The sequence below is a fragment of the Kumtagia sp. genome (assembly GCF_059502445.1).
Genome location: NZ_JCACER010000076.1, coordinates 111,041 through 127,835, shown reverse-complemented (window position 1 = coordinate 127,835; position 16,795 = coordinate 111,041). Strand labels below are relative to the sequence as shown.

The window sequence follows — 16,795 nt, the reverse complement described above, 5'->3', positions numbered from 1 at the left end:
CGTCAGAAAGCCAGGGCCCGCGTCATCGCAGCCTGGTCGACGCGCACCGGATACTCGCCCTCCAGCCGCGCGACCAGCTGGTCGAGCATGTCGTTGACGAGACCGGTGGAATAATTCCGGCGCTCCGCCTCGGGAACGGCATCGGGACCGGAGGCGGCCGGCTCGAACACTTCCGTCACCTGGAAGAGGATACGGGCATCGCCGGCCGGCGCGGCGAAGGCGCCGGATCCGCCCTGTGCCACGTCGAATGCCGCTTCGACGCCGGCGCTGCCGAAGTCGGCGTCGTCGGCTCCGCGCTTCAACCCGCGCTTGGTCTGCTTCTCCAGCGCGAGCTCGCCGGCGATGGTGTCGAACGGGGTTCCGTCCTTGAGCCGCTTCTCCAGTTCCGCCACCTTGTCGGAAAGCCGCTTGTCGGTCTCTGCGGCCGTCCAGTCGGCAATGACCTTGTCCTTCACTTCGTCCAGCGCGCGGTCGCGTGCCGGGGTGATCCCCTGCACCTCGTAGAACACATAACCGTCCGAGCCGATGTTGATCGCCTGGTTCTCGACGCCGACTTCCGTGTCGAAGGCGCCGCGCAGCAGCTCGCTCGACGCCGGCAGATCTGCCAGGACCGTGCCGTCAGGACGCCGGCCTGTCTGGTCCACGGCGTCGATGGTGACGACGGCGAGCTTCAGCTTGGACGCGGCTTCCGCCAGCGTCTCGCCGCCGGCGCGTGCATCCTCGTAGGAATCGTGCACGTCGAGCAGCACGCGGTGCGCCTCGCCGAGCGCGAGATCCTTGCGGATCTCCGGCGCGACGTCTTCATAGGACCTGACCGTCTCCGGGTTGATCGCCGTGACACGCACGAGCACGGCGCCGAAGCTGCCGTCGACGACGGGGCTGACCTCGTTGGCACCGAGAGTAAAGGCGGCCTCCGCCACCGCGCGGTCAGGCACCCGATCCTTGGCGAGCGTGCCGAGGTGAACGTCAGCGAGCGTCTTGCCCTGAGCCTCGACGACCTTGTCGAACGGCGTGCCGCCCTGCAGGGCGGCGGCGGCCTCGTCGGCCGCGGTCCGCGACGGGAAGACCAATTGCTCGATCGTGCGCGTCTCGGCCGTGGTGTAGCGGGCCTTGTTCTTCTCGTAGTCGGCGCGCACCTGCTCGTCCGAGATTGCGCTTTCGTCGGCTATGTCCTCCGGCTCCAGCTTGACATAGGCGATCTTGCGGTATTCCGGCGCGGCATACTGCTGCTTGCGCTCGTCGAACCAGGCCGACAGCGCCGCGTCGTCGGGGGCCGGGACCGGTCCGACCGTCGACCTCGGCAACGACAGGTAGTCGACGGTGCGGTCCTCGCCGCTGTAGAGCGCGAGGGCGCGCAGGAAGGCGTCGGGCGCCTTCATGCCTTCGGCGACAGCGTCGATGATCTGCTCGCGCACGGCTTCCTGGGCGCGGTTGGTGAGATAGTCCTCCGGACGCATGCCGACCTCGCGCAGCACGTAGTCGAACTGCTGGCGGCTGAACCTGCCGTCCGGGCCCTGGAAGGCGGGATCCTCGGCGGTGAGGGCGGCGATCCGATCCTTGGACAGGCCGAGCCCGAGCTTGCGCGCCTGCTCGCTGAGCAGCGCCCCGGAAACGAGCTGCGACAGCACCAGATTGTCGACGCCGAGCGCCGTCGCCTGCTCGCGCGTCAGCCGCTGGCCGAAGCGCTGCGACAGCAGGCCGAGCTGCCGGTCATAGGCGAGGCGGTACTCGTTCGGGGAAACCGACGTGGCGCCGGCCGTCACCACCGAGTTGCCGCCGATGCCGTTGCCGATCTGGCCCGAGATGCCCCACACCGCGAAGCTCAACACCAGAAGGAGAAGCAGCAGCTTGGCGATCCAGGTACCGGCCGCGGTTCGCAGTGTTTCGAGCATGAAGAGGTCCGTTGCAATCCGTGAATGAAGGGCAATAACGCCCCCGGCGGCAAGTGTCGATTGCTTTGTGGCTTGTTTTTGATAGGGAAGGCCGGGTTCGAGAGGAGACGGGGATGACGCCAGGAATTCGGCCGCTTGTCGCAGGCAACTGGAAGATGAACGGAACGGCGGCCTCGCTCGCCGAGTTGCGCTCGATCGGCCACGGTTTTCTGGGCAGCCTGGAGGCGGAAGCCGAGGCGCTGGTCTGCGTGCCCGCCACTCTGCTGACGCGCGCCGTCGCCGCGCTCGATGGCATGCCGGTAAGGGCGGGAGGGCAGGATTGCCACCCGCTGGAAAGCGGTGCCCATACCGGGGACATTTCCGCCGAGATGCTCAAGGACGCCGGTGCCGGCCATGTCATCGTCGGCCACTCGGAACGCCGCGCCGACCATGGCGAGAGCGACGCGGCCGTCCATGCCAAGGCGGAAGCCGCGTGGCGCGCCGGGCTCATCGCCGTCATCTGCATCGGCGAGACGAGGGCCGAGCGCGAATCGGAGAGGACGATGGCGGTGCTGTCGCGCCAGATCGCCGGTTCGGTGCCCGCCGCCGCGACACATGCCAACACGATCATAGCCTACGAGCCTGTCTGGGCGATCGGCACGGGCCTGACGCCGACCCCGGAGGACGTGGCTGAGGCGCATGCCCATATCCGCGCCGAGCTTGCCGCCCGCATCGGCGAGGAGGCCAGGCGCACGCGCATCCTCTATGGCGGGTCGGTCAAGCCATCGAACGCCAAGGAGTTGCTGTCGATCGACAATGTCGACGGCGCGCTGGTCGGCGGCGCCAGCCTGAAGGCCAAGGATTTTCTCGGTATCGCCGAGGCGTATCTGACGTTCTAGGTTGCGACGCAAGCCGTCAAAGGTCATCCCCGGTTGGCGCCTGTCCGTGCCGGCAGGAGCGTCTGCGTCCGGAAGTGACGGGCACAGTGCACGACGCCGCTTGAAAACGGACCGCCGTCATCCGGCGCTGTCGAGCGACACTGTCGTGTACCGGAAGTGACGGTTTCCGACGCGGTAACCCGCTGACTTTGCGGACGTTCTGCTCGCCGCGGCGATATTTCGTGCCTTTCCGCGGCAATGATCATGCGCCAGACCGGGCGACTCAGCTATCTTGCCGGGCAATCGGCCTGCAGGAACCGGAGCCGGTGATCCCGCAGCCGAAGCGTCAGCCCCACAGACAGAACCATTCGATTCAAAGAGACGATCTCCAAATCCCTTCGCCGGAACGGCCCGTTAACCATTGGTTAACCATGGTGCCTTTAGGGATCGTAACAACGGAAAATTAACCGAGATGACCAGACCCCTAACAGACACGCGTCCGATCCGCCTCAAGGGCCGATCCTTCCTGGCGCTCATGCTCGCGCCGGAGCTGCCGCTGGACGGCTGGCTGGCCCGGCTCGACGATCTGGCGGCGCGGTCCGCGGGATTTTTTCTGGGGCGGCCGGTCGTCCTCGACATCGACGGCCTCGACGTCAGCCGCCAGCAGCTGGCGGAGCTGATCCGCGCGCTCGGCGAGCGCAACGTCTGGATCATGGGTGTGGAAGGAGCTCGCCCCTCGCAGCTCGGCCCGGGCATGCCGCCGGCCATGAAGGGCGGCAGGCCGGCTCCCGACTTCGAGGCGCCGGAAGCCGCGGCCGAACCGCGCGCGGCGGACCGGGCCGGGCCCGCGGAGCCTGCGTCGTCCGCCGAAATCCAGGCGATCCGGCCGATGCAGTCGATCATCATCCGCGAGCCGGTGCGCTCCGGGCAGTCGGTCATCTTCCCCGAGGGCGACGTCACCATCGTCGGCTCGGTCGCCTCGGGCGCCGAGATCGTCGCCGGCGGCTCGATCCATGTCTACGGGACATTGCGGGGCCGGGCTTTGGCCGGTTCGGTCGGCAACGCGTCGGCGCGCATCTTCTGCCGGAAGCTGGAAGCCGAGCTGCTGGCCATCGACGGCCTCTACAAGACCGCCGAGGACATGGACCGCAAGCTGCGCGGCCAGGCCGTGCAGTTCTGGCTGGAAGGCGATGCGATCATGGCGGAACCCCTAAACTGAACCGGCAAAAGACCGGGCGACAGGAGAGCGAGATGGCGAAAGTAATCGTGGTTACATCGGGCAAGGGCGGCGTCGGCAAGACGACATCGACCGCCGCCCTCGGCGCAGCGCTGGCACAGCGCAACGAGAAGACCGTCGTCGTCGATTTCGACGTCGGCCTGCGCAATCTCGACCTCGTCATGGGGGCGGAGCGCCGGGTCGTCTACGACCTGGTCAACGTCATCCAGGGCGACGCGAAACTGCCGCAGGCGCTGATCCGCGACAAGAGGCTGGAGACGCTGCACCTGCTGCCGGCCTCGCAGACGCGCGACAAGGACAATCTGACCGCCGAGGGCGTCGAGCGGGTGATCGGCGAGTTGAAGCAGTCCTTCGACTGGATCATCTGCGATAGCCCCGCCGGCATCGAGCGCGGCGCCACGCTGGCGATGCGCCATGCCGACGTCGCCGTGGTGGTCACCAATCCGGAAGTCTCGTCGGTGCGCGATTCCGACCGCATCATCGGCCTGCTCGATTCCAAGACCGCTCGGGCCGAGCGCGGCGACCGGGTGGAGAAACATCTGCTGCTCACCCGCTACGACGCCGCCCGCGCCGAGCGCGGCGACATGCTGAAGGTCGAGGACGTGCTGGAGATCCTGTCGATCCCGCTGCTCGGCATCATCCCCGAAAGCATGGACGTGCTGCGCGCCTCCAACGTCGGCACGCCGGTGACGCTGGCCGACAGCCGCAGCGCGCCGGCGCTCGCATATCTCGACGCGGCGCGCCGTCTCGCCGGCGAGACGCTGCCGGTCACCATCCCCGGCGAGAAGCGCGGCCTGTTCAGCAAGATCTTTGGACGGAGGGCGGCATGAGCCTATTCAACTTCTTCGCCAAGAAGACCTCGGCGCCGACCGCCCGCGAGCGGCTGCAGGTGCTGCTCGCCCACGAGCGCGCGACCGTCGGCCATTCCGACCTGGTGGCGCAGCTGCGCGAGGAGATTCTGGCCGTCATCGCCAAGCATGTGCAGATCGACCGCGACAAGGTGGTCGTCAAGATGGACCGCGGCGACAAGGTGTCGACGCTCGAGGTCGACATCGAGATCCCGCTGAACGCGGGCGTGCGGGCCGCCTGACGGCGCCCGCTCCGGGGGGCAAGAGACCACAAGACCGAGAAGGAGACGAGACATGACCCGTGGCGCACTTCTGACGCGGCTCCAGGAGCTCCAGCGGATGCCGAAATTCCAGAACCGCGACATCTGCACCATCAGCGCGGTGCTTTCCAAGGAAGCGCTGGCGAAGCATGTCGAGGTGTGCGAGGCGGCCGCCGGCGTTTCCCACGCGGTGCCGCGCGAGACGGCCGCCTGAGGCGAGGCCGGTTGCCGGCGCGCGGTCCTGACGACACACCGCAGTCGCCGGTCGCCCCCCTCTCCGGCCTTTCGGGCCACCCGCTCCCCGTCGATCGCTACCGCATTCACACTTCTCGGCCACCGGTTTTGAACCGCGTTTCGTTTTGCCTATGCCTTGCAGCTTCGTCGCCGAAGCCTGTTGAGATCGGACGACCTCATTCTGGCACATTCGATGCCGTCGGGCGCCGTCCAACCCAACAGGCCTCGGAGGTGGTGATAGCAAAGTCTCCCCGGAATTTATCGCCTGCCGATACCAACCTGTCTCGATCGCACGGTGAGATGTGTGAATCCGGTAGCCGTGAAGGACGGGGAGAGGGGGCGTTCGCGCAGCAGCCAAGCGCTCTCCCGGGAAATGCGATCGATCGATGGCTTGAAGCGCGTGACAAGCACCCCCTCTTCCCGTCTCAGGTCAGACCCTTGGTCAGCTCCAGCGCCTGGCGTTCGAACAGCCGGCGGTAGATGCCGCCGTCGCGGCGGATCAGCGCCTCGTGGCTGCCTTCCTCGGCGATGCGGCCGGCGTCGAACACCAGCAGCCGGTCGAGCGCCCTGACCGTCGACAGCCGGTGCGCGATGACCAGCGTCGTGCGCCCGACCATCAGCCGCTCCATCGCCTGCTGGATCAGCACCTCCGATTCCGAATCGAGGCTGGACGTCGCCTCGTCGAGGATCAGGATCGGCGCGTCGGCCAGAAAGGCGCGGGCGATCGCCACGCGCTGGCGCTCGCCGCCCGACAGTTTTACGCCGCGCTCGCCCACCAGCGTGCCGTAGCCTTTCGGCAGGCGCGCAATGAAGTCGTGCGCGCTGGCAAGCTTCGCCGCCGCCTCGATCTCCGCCTGCGTGGCGCCGGGGCGCGCATAGGCGATGTTTTCCGCCAGCGAGCGGTGGAACAGGATCGGCTCCTGCTGGACGATGGCGATCTGGTTGCGCAGCGACGACTGCGTGACCTCGGCGATGTCCTGCCCGTCGATGACGATGCGGCCGGCGTTCAGGTCGTAAAGCCGCTGGATCAGCTTGACGAATGTGGTCTTGCCGGAGCCGGAATGGCCGACCAGCCCGACCCGCTCGCCGGCGGGAATCGTCACCGAGAAATCCCTGTACAGCGGCAGCCGGTGGTTGCCGTAGTGGAAGGTGACGTTCTCGAAGTCGATGCGGCCCGCGCCGATGCGGATCGGCTTGGCGCCGGGCCTGTCGACGATGCCGAGCGGCTGGTCGTGGATGTCGACCAGTTCCTCCATGTCGTTCACCGAGCGCTGCACGTTGCGCACATGCATGCCGACGTCGCGCAGATAGCCCTGCAGCACGAAGAAGGCGGTGAGCACGAAGGCGACGTCGCCGGCACTCGCCTGGCCGCGCGACCACAGGATGAGCGTGAAGCCCACCACGGCGGCCCTGAGCACCAGCAGCGTGACGCCCTGCGCCGTGCCGCTCCAGGTGCCGCGCACCCAGGTGCGGTCGGTGCGCAGCCGCCATTTGTCGACGATCTTCGCCAGCCGCCGGTCCTCGCGCTCCTCGGCGCCAAAACCCTTGACCACCGCGTTGCAGCTGACCGCGTCGGCGAGCGCACCGCCCAGCCTGGTGTCCCAGCTGTTGGCGAGGCTCGCCGCCGGCGCGACATAGCCCAGCGTCAGCGACACGGTGACGGCGATGTAGACGATCGAGCCGACGGCGACGATCAGCCCCATCAGCGGCCAGTACCAGCCGAGCAGCAGGGTCGAGCCGACCAGCATGACCAGCGACGGCAGCAGCGCCACCAGGATGGTGTCGTTGAGCAGGTCGAGCGCCCACAGGCCGCGCGTCACCTTGCGCACGGTCGAGCCGGCAAAGCTGTTGGCGTGCCAGTCGGTCGAAAAACGCTGGACGCGATGAAAGGCGTCGGCGGCGATGTCCGACATCATCTTCAGCGTGAGCGCGATGATGCCCATGAAGGCGATGTGGCGGAAGACGACGGCGCCGAACGCCAGCGCGATCAGCGTCGAGAAGGCGGCGACGGCCGCATTCCAGGCGACGACGTCGCCGGCTGCACCTTGCGCGATGGCGTCGACCAGCCGCCCGGAATAGAGCGGGGTCAGCACGTCGGCCAGCGTGGCGACCAGCACCGCGCCGACGATCACGGCGAGCCGGAACGGCTGGCGGCGCCAGTGGTCGGCGGTGAAGGAGAAAACGCTGCGGAAGGCGCCGCCGCGCAGATCGATCTTGAAACGAGCCATGAACTTGCCCGGACAAAGCGTCCGGTCCCAGCAATCGGTCGGAAATGAAAACGCCGCGACAGACGAAACGTCGGGAAGCGGCTACGGTACGAATGCGCGCCGGCCGAGCCGGGGCGGCGGACGGGCGAGCGGGACGCCGGTCCTGCGGCTATCCGTTGCCCGAAAAGCCTCGCGGCCTCCCGGGCGGGCAGCCGGGACCTAAGCCTCGCGGCCTCGCGTGATGCAAGATACTGTCATTCGTACCCTCCCATACGGGATTGAGGGAGGGACGCCTATAAAGGAGAATGGCCGCGCCGCCAAGCCGGGTGCAGCGAAAAAACCGGCGGTGGCACAACGAATGCTGCCGGTAGTCGGGGCCGGGCGCCTTGGGCCATCGGGCTCGGGTCGGCATGCAAGGCGGCGTCGTAACCGGCCGTTAAGCAAGATCGGGCGAGATGGAGCGACCCAAGGAATCGCCCAATGTGGACACGCCAGTACCGCCCCCGCAAGACCGGCCGCCTGATCGTGCCGGCGCTGGCGGCGGTCGTGCTCTCCTATTTCGGCTACCACGTCTATCACGGCGAGTTCGGCATCAACTCCAAGGACCAGCTGCGCGCCCGCGCCACGGTGCTGCAGGCGCAGCTCGACAGGACGCGCTCGGAGCGCGTGGCGCTTGAGGGCAAGGTGCGCATGCTGCGCGACGGCAGCATCGACAAGGACATGCTGGACGAGCAGGCCCGCCGGGCGCTCAACCTGTCGCATGCCGACGAGGTGACGATCATGCTGCCGTCGCAAGCGAATTAACTCGAATCCAGTTAATTTGCTATACAGATAGAAAATACAATCGGTTAAGCAAAATACGGCCTCGTATTTTCATGCCAGCCATGCATTTTTTCAGCATGGCCGAAGGCTGCGCCGCGTGCTAGCCTCATCGCAAAGTGAGGGGGCTGCAAGGGCTCCCGGCATGTCCGCAAGAGACGATTCCCAGGGAGCGATGCATGGCCCAAGCCGCCAGGAAATCGTCCGCCAAGACAAGGGCGGACGGGAAATCCCAGCCACACCCGACGGCGCCGAAGCCGGCGGACTTCACCAAGGAGCAGGAACTCGCCGCCTATCGCGGCATGCTTCTGATCCGGCGCTTCGAGGAGAAGGCCGGCCAGCTCTACGGCATGGGTTTCATCGGCGGCTTCTGCCATCTCTACATCGGCCAGGAAGCGGTGGTCACCGGCCTCAAGATGGCGATGGCCGACGGCGACCAGATGATCACCGCCTATCGCGACCACGGCCACATGCTGGCCATGGAGATGTCGCCGCGCGGCGTGATGGCCGAGCTGACGGGGCGGCGGGGCGGCTATTCCAAGGGGAAGGGCGGCTCCATGCACATGTTCTCCAAGGAGAAGAATTTTTACGGCGGCCACGGCATCGTCGGAGCTCAGGTGTCGCTCGGCACCGGGCTTGCCTTCGCCAACCGCTACCGCGACAACGGCGCGGTGTCGCTGACCTTCTTCGGCGACGGCGCGGCCAACCAGGGCCAGGTCTACGAGAGCTTCAACATGGCCTCGCTGTGGAAGCTGCCGGTCATCTACGTCATCGAGAACAACCGCTACGCCATGGGCACGTCGGTGGCGCGCTCGTCGGCCGAGACGGATTTCTCGCAGCGCGGCGCCTCCTTCCGCATTCCCGGCATCCAGGTCGACGGCATGGACGTGCGCGCGGTCAAGTCGGCCGGCGAGCTGGCGCTCGAGCACTGCCGCACCGGCAAGGGGCCGATCATCCTGGAAATGCTGACCTACCGCTATCGCGGCCACTCCATGTCGGACCCGGCGAAATACCGGACCAAGGAGGAGGTGCAGAAGATGCGCTCCGAGCATGACCCGATCGAGCAGGTCAAGGCGCGCGTCATCGACAAGAAGTGGGCGAGCGAGGACGAGCTGAAGGCGATCGACAAGGAGGTGCGCGACATCGTCGCCGACTCGGCCGACTTCGCCCAGACCGATCCCGAGCCGGATGCGTCCGAACTCTGGACCGACATCGTACACTGAGGGAGGCCGGACATGCCGATCGAAATTCTGATGCCCGCCCTCTCGCCGACCATGGAAGAGGGCAATCTCGCCAAATGGCTGAAAAGCGAAGGCGACAAGGTGACCGCCGGCGACGTGATCGCCGAGATCGAGACCGACAAGGCGACCATGGAGGTCGAGGCGGTCGATGAGGGCACGCTCGGAAAGATTCTGATTCCCGCTGGCAGCGAGGGCGTGAAGGTCAACACGCCGATCGCCGTGCTGCTGCAGGACGGCGAGAGCGCCGCCGACATCGGCAAGAACGGTGCGGCGCCGCCGCAGGCGAAGCCCGCGGATGCCGATACGCCGAAGCAGGCCGCGGATGACGCCGGCGGCAAGGCGCGTCAGTCCGCCGAGGAGCCGACGGCGAACAAGGATGCGGCCAAGGTTCCGGCCGCGCCGAAGGCGGAAGCCGCGGCCGATCCGGACATTCCCGCCGGCACCGAGATGGTGTCGACCACCGTGCGCGAGGCGCTGCGCGACGCCATGGCGGAGGAGATGCGCCGCGACCAGGACGTCTTCGTCATGGGCGAGGAGGTCGCCGAGTACCAGGGCGCCTACAAGATCACGCAGGGCCTGCTGCAGGAGTTCGGCCCGCGCCGCGTGGTCGACACGCCGATCACCGAGCACGGCTTTGCCGGCGTCGGCGTGGGTGCCGCGATGGCCGGGCTGAAGCCGATCGTCGAGTTCATGACCTTCAACTTCGCCATGCAGGCGATCGACCAGATCGTCAATTCGGCGGCAAAGACGCTCTATATGTCGGGCGGCCAGATGGGCGCGCCGATCGTTTTTCGCGGGCCGAACGGCGCCGCGGCGCGCGTCGCCGCCCAGCACAGCCAGGACTATGCCGCCTGGTACAGCCACATTCCCGGCCTGAAGGTGATCCAGCCCTACACGGCGGCCGACGCCAAGGGCTTGCTCAAGGCGGCGATCCGCGACCCCAACCCGGTCATCTTCCTCGAGAACGAGATTCTTTACGGCCATTCCTTCGACGTGCCGAAGCTCGACGATTTCGTGCTGCCGATCGGCAAGGCGCGCATCCACAAGGCGGGCAAGGACGTGACGCTGGTCTCGTGGGGCATCGGCATGACTTATGCGGTGAAGGCCGAGGCGGAACTGGCCAAGCTCGGCATCGACGTCGAGATCGTCGACTTGCGCACCATCCGCCCGATGGACCTCGACACGGTCATCGCCTCGGTGAAGAAGACCAACCGGCTGGTCGTGGTCGAGGAGGGATATCCGCAGTCGTCGGTGGGCGATTTCATCGCCAACCAGGTGTCGCAGCGCGCCTTCGACTTCCTCGACGCGCCGGTGATCACCATTGCCGGCAAGGACGTGCCGATGCCTTATGCGGCAAACCTCGAGAAGCTGGCGCTGCCGAATGTCGGCGAGGTGATCGAGGCGGTGAAGGCGGTGACGTATCGGGGGTAGCGAGCGTGACTGATCTGCGGGAGGACTCAGATCATTCGTGGGACTTGTTGGACGCGGGCGGCGAATCGCTCGGAACCGTGGTCTTTCGCGAAGCGAATTTCCCCGCATGGATTTGTAACTTCGAGCCGACGGCTCGGTTCGAAGCTTATCGTGCATATTTCGCGCGGCACGCAACCGCGGTCGCCCAACAGGAGCACGAGTATCTCTTGCGTCACGACGAGGAGTTCGAATCCAAAGGGTTCTGCTTCCGATCCAGGCTGGATGCCTCCTTGCCGAACTCTGCAATGATGGAGATTTTCGATCTCGAAGCGTGTGAAAATCTCTTATCTTTCAGACCTAGCGACGAGTATTTTGATGCGTATGAGCGACTTAATATAAGGCGCGAGATTGCCAGATGACCAAAACGAGCGGCCGCCCCGCCACCTACGCCGACCTAGAAGCGGTTCCGTCGCATCTGGTAGCGGAGATCATCGACGGCGAGTTGATGACGCATCCGAGGCCGTCGTTCCGACATGGTGGTTCGGCGACGGCCTTGAACATTCGATTGGGAGCGGCGTTCCAATTCAAGGATTTTGGTGGCCCGGGCGGTTGGCTATTCATTGTCGAACCCGAACTCAAGTTGGGCTCCAACGTTCTCGTACCGGACATAGCAGGCTGGCGCCGCGAACGACTCTCGGGCTATCCGGATACAAACCGCTCCACAATCGCGCCCGACTGGGTCTGCGAGGTTCTGTCGGCTTCCACGGAACGCCGCGACCGCACGGTGAAGACACGTCTCTACGCGGAGGCGGGCATTGGACATCTGTGGATCGTCGATCCGAGGCAGCAACTGCTTGAAGTCTTTACCCTGTTGGAGCGACAGTGGCTCCTGGAGGGAAGTTGGACCTCGGGCGACATCGTGAGCGCGCCTCCCTTCGAAGCGATATCCCTTTCTCTCGCCGACCTATGGCCGTTAGACCAGCCGCTCGGCTTCAATGAAGACCCGCAAGCCCTCTACGCCGGAGACCGCTGACCATGCCGATCAACATCACCATGCCGGCCCTGTCGCCCACTATGGAGGAGGGCAACCTTTCCAAGTGGCTGGTCAAGGAGGGCGACAAGGTCGCACCCGGCGACGTGATCGCCGAGATCGAGACCGACAAGGCGACGATGGAGGTCGAGGCGGTCGACGAGGGCACGGTCGCCAAGATCGTGGTGCCGGCCGGCACGGAGGGCGTCAAGGTCAATGCGCTGATCGCCGTTCTGGCCGGCGAGGGCGAGGACGCGAGCGCGGCCGCCAAGGGCGGCGATGCGCCTGCCGCCAAGGCCGAGACGAAGCAGGAGAAAGCGCCAACCTCCCCCTCGGAGGGGGGAGGTCGCGCCGAAGGCGCGGGTGGGGGTGAAAAGGCATCTCAGCCCCCCACCCCGGCGGTTGCGCCGCCGACCCTCCCCACGTCGGGGGAGGGTAAGCCTGCTGCGAACGGCCATGCCGCCGGCGAGCGCATCTTCGCCTCGCCGCTGGCCCGCCGCGTCGCCAAGGAAGCCGGCATCGACCTTTCGGACGTTTCCGGCTCCGGCCCGCACGGCCGTGTGGTCAAGGCGGATGTGGACGCGGCGGTCGCCGGCGGCGCGAAGGCGCCTGCCGGCAAGGCTGCCGAAACCGCCGCCCCCAAGCAGGCTCCGGCGCAGGCGCCGAAACCGATGTCGGACGAGGCGGTGCTGAAGCTGTTCGAGGAAAGCTCCTACGAACTCATCCCGCACGACAACATGCGCAAGACCATCGCGCGCCGGCTGGTCGAGGCGAAAAGCACCATCCCGCATTTCTACCTGACGCTGGACTGCGAACTCGATGCGCTGCTCAAGCTGCGCGGCGAGCTGAACGCGGCCGCACCGGTGAAGAAGACCGACAAGGGCGAGGTGCCCGCCTACAAGCTGTCGGTCAACGACATGGTGATCAAGGCGCTGGCGCTGGCGCTGATCGAGGTGCCGGACGCCAACGTCTCCTGGACCGAAGGCGCCATGGTCAAGCACAGCCATGCCGACGTCGGCGTGGCGGTGTCGATCCCCGGCGGGCTGATCACGCCGATCATCCGCAAGGCCGACCAGAAGACGCTGTCGGTCATCGCCAACGAGATGAAGGATCTGGCCGGCCGCGCCAGGAACCGCAAGCTGAAGCCGGAGGAATACCAGGGCGGCACGACCGCCGTGTCCAATCTCGGCATGTTCGGCATCAAGGATTTTTCGGCCGTCATCAACCCGCCGCACGCCACCATCCTGGCGGTCGGCGCCGGCGAGCAGCGGGCGGTAGTGAAGAACGGCGAGGTCAAGGTGGCGACCGTCATGTCGGTGACGCTGTCCACCGACCATCGGGCGGTCGACGGCGCGCTCGGCGCCGAACTGCTCGGCGCCTTCAAACGCTACATCGAGAATCCGATCGGCATGCTGGTTTGAGGAGATGCAGGGGACAGTTTATTTTTTTCGGCCCGCGCGACCTCTGAACCGTCGCGACCCTTCCGCCGAAAGCAGGTAAACTGTCCGCGGCTGCGGAGCCAGGGATGTCCAGGACGGACATCTACACTCCGGCAACTGAGGAGGGAGTAATGGCTACCGGTGAACAGGTTCAACGGCTGAAATCTTCCTGGATTTGGCTCGCCATCCTGGGTGTCATATCGCTGATCGGCGGCGTGCTGGCGCTCGCCAACCCCTTCGCCGCGACCTTCGCGGCCGTTCTGCTGGCGGGCTGGACGTTCCTTCTGTTCGGTATCCTGCAGATCATCCAGGCCTTCAGCGTGAAGGACTGGCCGGGTTTCCTGTGGTCGCTGCTGCTCGGCGTGCTGACGGCGGCGGTCGGCGTGTCGCTGCTTGCCAATCCGCTGGCCGGGGCGGTGTCGCTCACCATGCTGGTCGCGGTGCTGTTCGTGGTGCTGGGCGTGGTCAAGGTCATGTACGCTTTCTCGCTGCGCCCCGTCTCCGGCTGGGTGTTCGCGCTGATCTCGGGCCTGCTGTCGATCCTGCTCGGCATCGTCATCTTCGCCGACTATCCGTGGGCGGCGACGACCGTGCTCGGCATCCTGCTGGCGGTCGAGCTGCTGTCCAACGGCGTATTCCTGCTGATGGTCGCGTTCGGCCTGCGCAGCGCGTGACCGGCGGGCGCCGTGCGGGCCATCCTGACCTCGCTCATGGCGTTCTTCCTGTCGCTGCTGGCCGGCATCTTCGTCGCCCAGTGGCTGGCGCTGGCAACAGGGGCGACGGAGGAATTCATCCTGGTGTTCGCCTCCGTTCCGGTGCTGGCGGTCGTGTTCGCTTTGGTCTTCCTGTTGCCGCAGGTCATAGGAAGAACCAGAGCCAGCATCGACCGCGCCGGAAAATGGTCGCTGGCCGCCCTGGTGGTGGCGATTGCCGCGCTGCTTGCTTTCGAGCTTTGGGCGGTGGCGGGCGATACGGCAAAGCTCGAGGCCGATCTGCCGATGATCGCCGGCCTGGTGCTGCCCGGCCTGGCGATCGTCCTGGTCGACTGGCTGTTCGTGCGCTGGCGCGTCGGCATGCGCCGTGAAGGATTCGGACGGAACGGGACGGTTTCATGAAGAACATTCTCTGCTACGGGGATTCGCTCACCTGGGGCTATTCGGCCGAAGGCCCGGGGCGCCACGCCTACGCGAACCGCTGGCCGAGCGTGCTGGCCGCCGAACTCGGCTCCGGCGCGCTGGTGATCGCCGAGGGGCTCAACGGCCGCACCACGGCGCATGACGACCACCTCGCCGACTGCGACCGCAACGGCGCGCGCGTGCTGCCGACCATCCTGCAGACGCATGCGCCGCTCGACCTCGTCATCATCATGCTTGGCGCCAACGACATGAAGCCCTTCATCTGCGGCCGCGCCATCGGCGCCAAGCAGGGCATGCAGCGGCTGGCCGACATCGTGCGCGGCCATGCCTATCCGCACGATGCCAGGGCGCCGAAGCTGCTCATCGTCTCGCCGCCGCCATTGACGCCGACCGAGGACGCCGATTTCGACGCCATGTTCGACGGCGGCGTGGCGGAATCGCGCAAGCTGGCGAAACTCTATGCCGAAGTGGCGGAGGAGAAGGCCTGCGGCTTCTTCGACGCGGGCTCGATCGCAAAAACCACGCCGCTCGACGGCGTGCATCTCGACGCCGAAAACACGCGGGCGATCGGCCGGGCGCTGGCGCCCGTCGTACGCACGGTGCTGGAACTCTGACCCATTCGGACAATCTTAGAGGGACGGCAGCTCGGATGCTGCCGCCTGCAGGACCAAGGAGTAGCTTGTGGCTCAATCCTACGATGTCATCGTCATCGGCGCCGGCCCCGGCGGCTACATCGCGGCGATCCGCGCCGCCCAGCTCGGGCTGAAGACGGCGATCGTCGAGCGCGAGCACCTGGCCGGCATCTGCTCCAACTGGGGCTGCATCCCGACCAAGGCGCTGCTGCGCTCTGCCGAGATCTTTCATTATGCCGAGCACGCCAAGAGCTACGGGCTGAAGCTGGAGGGCAGCGTCACGCCGGACCTCAAGGCTATCGTCGGCCGGTCGCGCGGCATCGCGCAGCGGATGAACAACGGCGTTGGCTTCCTGATGAAGAAGAACAAGGTCGACGTGATCTGGGGCGAGGCCAAGATCACCAAGGCCGCGAGCGGCGACAAGCCGGGCGAGATCGTGGTGGCAAAAACCACAAAGAAGCCGATGGAACCGCAGGGACCGGTGCCGAAGAACGCGCTGGGCGAGGGCACGTACCAGGCAAAACACATCATCATCGCCACCGGCGCGAGGCCGCGCGCTCTGCCCGGCATCGAGCCGGACGGAAAACTGATCTGGACCTATTTCGAGGCGATGGTGCCGCCGAAGATGCCGAAGTCGCTGCTGGTCATGGGCTCCGGCGCCATCGGCATCGAGTTCGCCAGCTTCTACCGCACCATGGGCGTCGACGTCACCGTGGTCGAGCTCCTGCCGCAGGTCATGCCGGTCGAGGACGCCGAAATCTCCGCCTTCGCCAAAAAACAGTTCGAGAAGCAGGGCATGAAGATCCTGCTCGACGCCAAGGTGACCAAGGTCGAGAAAGGCGCGGACTCCGTCACCGCCCATGTCGAGACCAAGGACGGCAAGGTGCAGAAGATCACCGCCGAGCGGCTGATCTCGGCCGTCGGCGTGCAGGCCAATGTCGAGAATCTCGGCCTGGAGGCGCTCGGCGTGAAGACCGAGCGCGGCGTCGTCGCCATCGACGGCTACGGCCGCACCAACGTGGCCGGCATCTACGCCATCGGCGACGTCGCCGGCCCGCCCATGCTTGCCCACAAGGCCGAGCATGAGGCGGTGGTGTGCGTGGAGAAGATCGCCGGCCTGCCCAATGTGCATCCGATGGACAAGTTGAAGATTCCCGGCTGCACCTACTGCAATCCGCAGGTCGCCTCGGTCGGCCTCACCGAAGCCAAGGCCAAGGAGGCCGGCCACGACGTGCGGGTGGGGCGCTTCAACTTCGTCGCCAACGGCAAGGCGGTGGCGCTCGGCGAGGACCAGGGCATGGTCAAGACCGTGTTCGACAAGAAGACCGGCCAGCTTCTCGGCGCCCATATGGTCGGCGCGGAAGTCACCGAGCTGATCCAGGGTTTTGTCGTCGCCATGAATCTGGAGACCACCGAGGAAGAGCTGATGCACACCATCTTCCCGCATCCGACCCTCTCGGAGGCGATGAAGGAGGCCGTGCTCGACGCGTACGGGCGCGTGCTGAACGCATAGCGGGTTTGCGTCGGCGGCCTGTCGGTCGCGTGCCTGCCTG

The 16,795-nt window shown here is 66.3% G+C and carries 17 protein-coding genes; 15 read left to right on the top strand and 2 right to left on the bottom strand.

Going from position 1 to position 16,795, the window contains the following annotated elements; translation table 11 throughout:
• Positions 1-2: 2 nt before the first annotated feature.
• Complete coding sequence (locus tag AC5JDC_RS20415) at positions 3-1,892, bottom strand: peptidylprolyl isomerase (RefSeq protein WP_495844085.1); 1,890 nt, start codon at positions 1,890-1,892, stop codon at positions 3-5.
• A 113-nt stretch (positions 1,893-2,005) separates the two neighbouring features.
• On the opposite strand from AC5JDC_RS20415, the gene tpiA reads away from it, so the two are divergent.
• The 5 genes from tpiA to AC5JDC_RS20390 all read left to right on the top strand — a co-directional run bounded on the left by tpiA (position 2,006) and on the right by AC5JDC_RS20390 (position 5,308).
• The gene (gene tpiA / locus AC5JDC_RS20410; RefSeq protein WP_495844083.1) at positions 2,006-2,770 is read left to right on the top strand and encodes a triose-phosphate isomerase; all 765 of its coding nucleotides are present in this window, start codon (positions 2,006-2,008) and stop codon (positions 2,768-2,770) included.
• 451 nt (positions 2,771-3,221) lie between these two features.
• Positions 3,222-3,968: a septum site-determining protein MinC gene (gene minC / locus AC5JDC_RS20405; RefSeq protein ID WP_495844081.1), complete on the top strand. Its 747-nt coding sequence runs from the start codon at positions 3,222-3,224 to the stop codon at positions 3,966-3,968.
• Between the two features lie 32 nt (positions 3,969-4,000).
• Positions 4,001-4,816 carry a septum site-determining protein MinD gene (gene minD / locus AC5JDC_RS20400; RefSeq protein ID WP_106771808.1) on the top strand — a complete coding sequence of 272 codons (816 nt, stop codon included), beginning with the start codon at positions 4,001-4,003 and terminating at the stop codon, positions 4,814-4,816.
• Positions 4,813-5,076: a cell division topological specificity factor MinE gene (gene minE / locus AC5JDC_RS20395; RefSeq protein ID WP_106771807.1), complete on the top strand. Its 264-nt coding sequence runs from the start codon at positions 4,813-4,815 to the stop codon at positions 5,074-5,076. The genes minD and minE overlap by 4 nt, the downstream gene beginning before the upstream one ends.
• A gap of 52 nt (positions 5,077-5,128) precedes the next feature.
• Positions 5,129-5,308, top strand: coding sequence for a hypothetical protein (locus tag AC5JDC_RS20390; RefSeq protein ID WP_495844078.1), 180 nt, complete (start codon positions 5,129-5,131; stop codon positions 5,306-5,308).
• Between the two features lie 445 nt (positions 5,309-5,753).
• Here the strand turns inward: AC5JDC_RS20390 and AC5JDC_RS20385 are convergent, their stop codons facing one another.
• Complete coding sequence (locus tag AC5JDC_RS20385) at positions 5,754-7,556, bottom strand: ABC transporter ATP-binding protein (RefSeq protein WP_495844076.1); 1,803 nt, start codon at positions 7,554-7,556, stop codon at positions 5,754-5,756.
• A 459-nt stretch (positions 7,557-8,015) separates the two neighbouring features.
• Between AC5JDC_RS20385 and AC5JDC_RS20380 the strand changes: the two genes are divergently transcribed.
• The 10 genes from AC5JDC_RS20380 to lpdA all read left to right on the top strand — a co-directional run bounded on the left by AC5JDC_RS20380 (position 8,016) and on the right by lpdA (position 16,755).
• On the top strand, positions 8,016-8,339 hold the full coding sequence (locus tag AC5JDC_RS20380; protein WP_106771124.1) for an FtsB family cell division protein: 324 nt from the start codon (positions 8,016-8,018) through the stop codon (positions 8,337-8,339).
• Positions 8,340-8,533: 194 nt separating this feature from the next.
• Complete coding sequence (pdhA, locus tag AC5JDC_RS20375) at positions 8,534-9,577, top strand: pyruvate dehydrogenase (acetyl-transferring) E1 component subunit alpha (RefSeq protein WP_495844074.1); 1,044 nt, start codon at positions 8,534-8,536, stop codon at positions 9,575-9,577.
• A gap of 12 nt (positions 9,578-9,589) precedes the next feature.
• Positions 9,590-11,026 (top strand): pyruvate dehydrogenase complex E1 component subunit beta, encoded by a 1,437-nt coding sequence (locus AC5JDC_RS20370; protein ID WP_495844072.1) that lies wholly within the window; start codon positions 9,590-9,592, stop codon positions 11,024-11,026.
• A 5-nt stretch (positions 11,027-11,031) separates the two neighbouring features.
• A complete protein-coding gene (locus AC5JDC_RS20365) occupies positions 11,032-11,424 on the top strand; it encodes a hypothetical protein (RefSeq protein ID WP_495844070.1) in 393 nt (130 codons plus the stop codon).
• Positions 11,421-12,038 (top strand): Uma2 family endonuclease, encoded by a 618-nt coding sequence (locus AC5JDC_RS20360; RefSeq protein ID WP_495844068.1) that lies wholly within the window; start codon positions 11,421-11,423, stop codon positions 12,036-12,038. The genes AC5JDC_RS20365 and AC5JDC_RS20360 overlap by 4 nt, the downstream gene beginning before the upstream one ends.
• A 2-nt stretch (positions 12,039-12,040) precedes the next feature.
• Entirely contained in the window at positions 12,041-13,456 is a 1,416-nt protein-coding gene (locus tag AC5JDC_RS20355) for a pyruvate dehydrogenase complex dihydrolipoamide acetyltransferase (protein WP_495844066.1), read from the top strand.
• A 149-nt stretch (positions 13,457-13,605) separates the two neighbouring features.
• Positions 13,606-14,148: an HdeD family acid-resistance protein gene (locus tag AC5JDC_RS20350; RefSeq protein ID WP_106771118.1), complete on the top strand. Its 543-nt coding sequence runs from the start codon at positions 13,606-13,608 to the stop codon at positions 14,146-14,148.
• 12 nt (positions 14,149-14,160) lie between these two features.
• Positions 14,161-14,589 (top strand): hypothetical protein, encoded by a 429-nt coding sequence (locus AC5JDC_RS20345; RefSeq protein ID WP_106771117.1) that lies wholly within the window; start codon positions 14,161-14,163, stop codon positions 14,587-14,589.
• Positions 14,586-15,224 (top strand): SGNH/GDSL hydrolase family protein, encoded by a 639-nt coding sequence (locus AC5JDC_RS20340; RefSeq protein WP_495844063.1) that lies wholly within the window; start codon positions 14,586-14,588, stop codon positions 15,222-15,224. Before AC5JDC_RS20345 ends, AC5JDC_RS20340 begins: the two co-directional genes overlap by 4 nt.
• 67 nt (positions 15,225-15,291) lie before the next feature.
• Positions 15,292-16,755, top strand: a complete 1,464-nt coding sequence (gene lpdA / locus AC5JDC_RS20335) for a dihydrolipoyl dehydrogenase (RefSeq protein WP_495844060.1) — start codon at positions 15,292-15,294, stop codon at positions 16,753-16,755.
• Positions 16,756-16,795 lie beyond the last annotated feature (40 nt).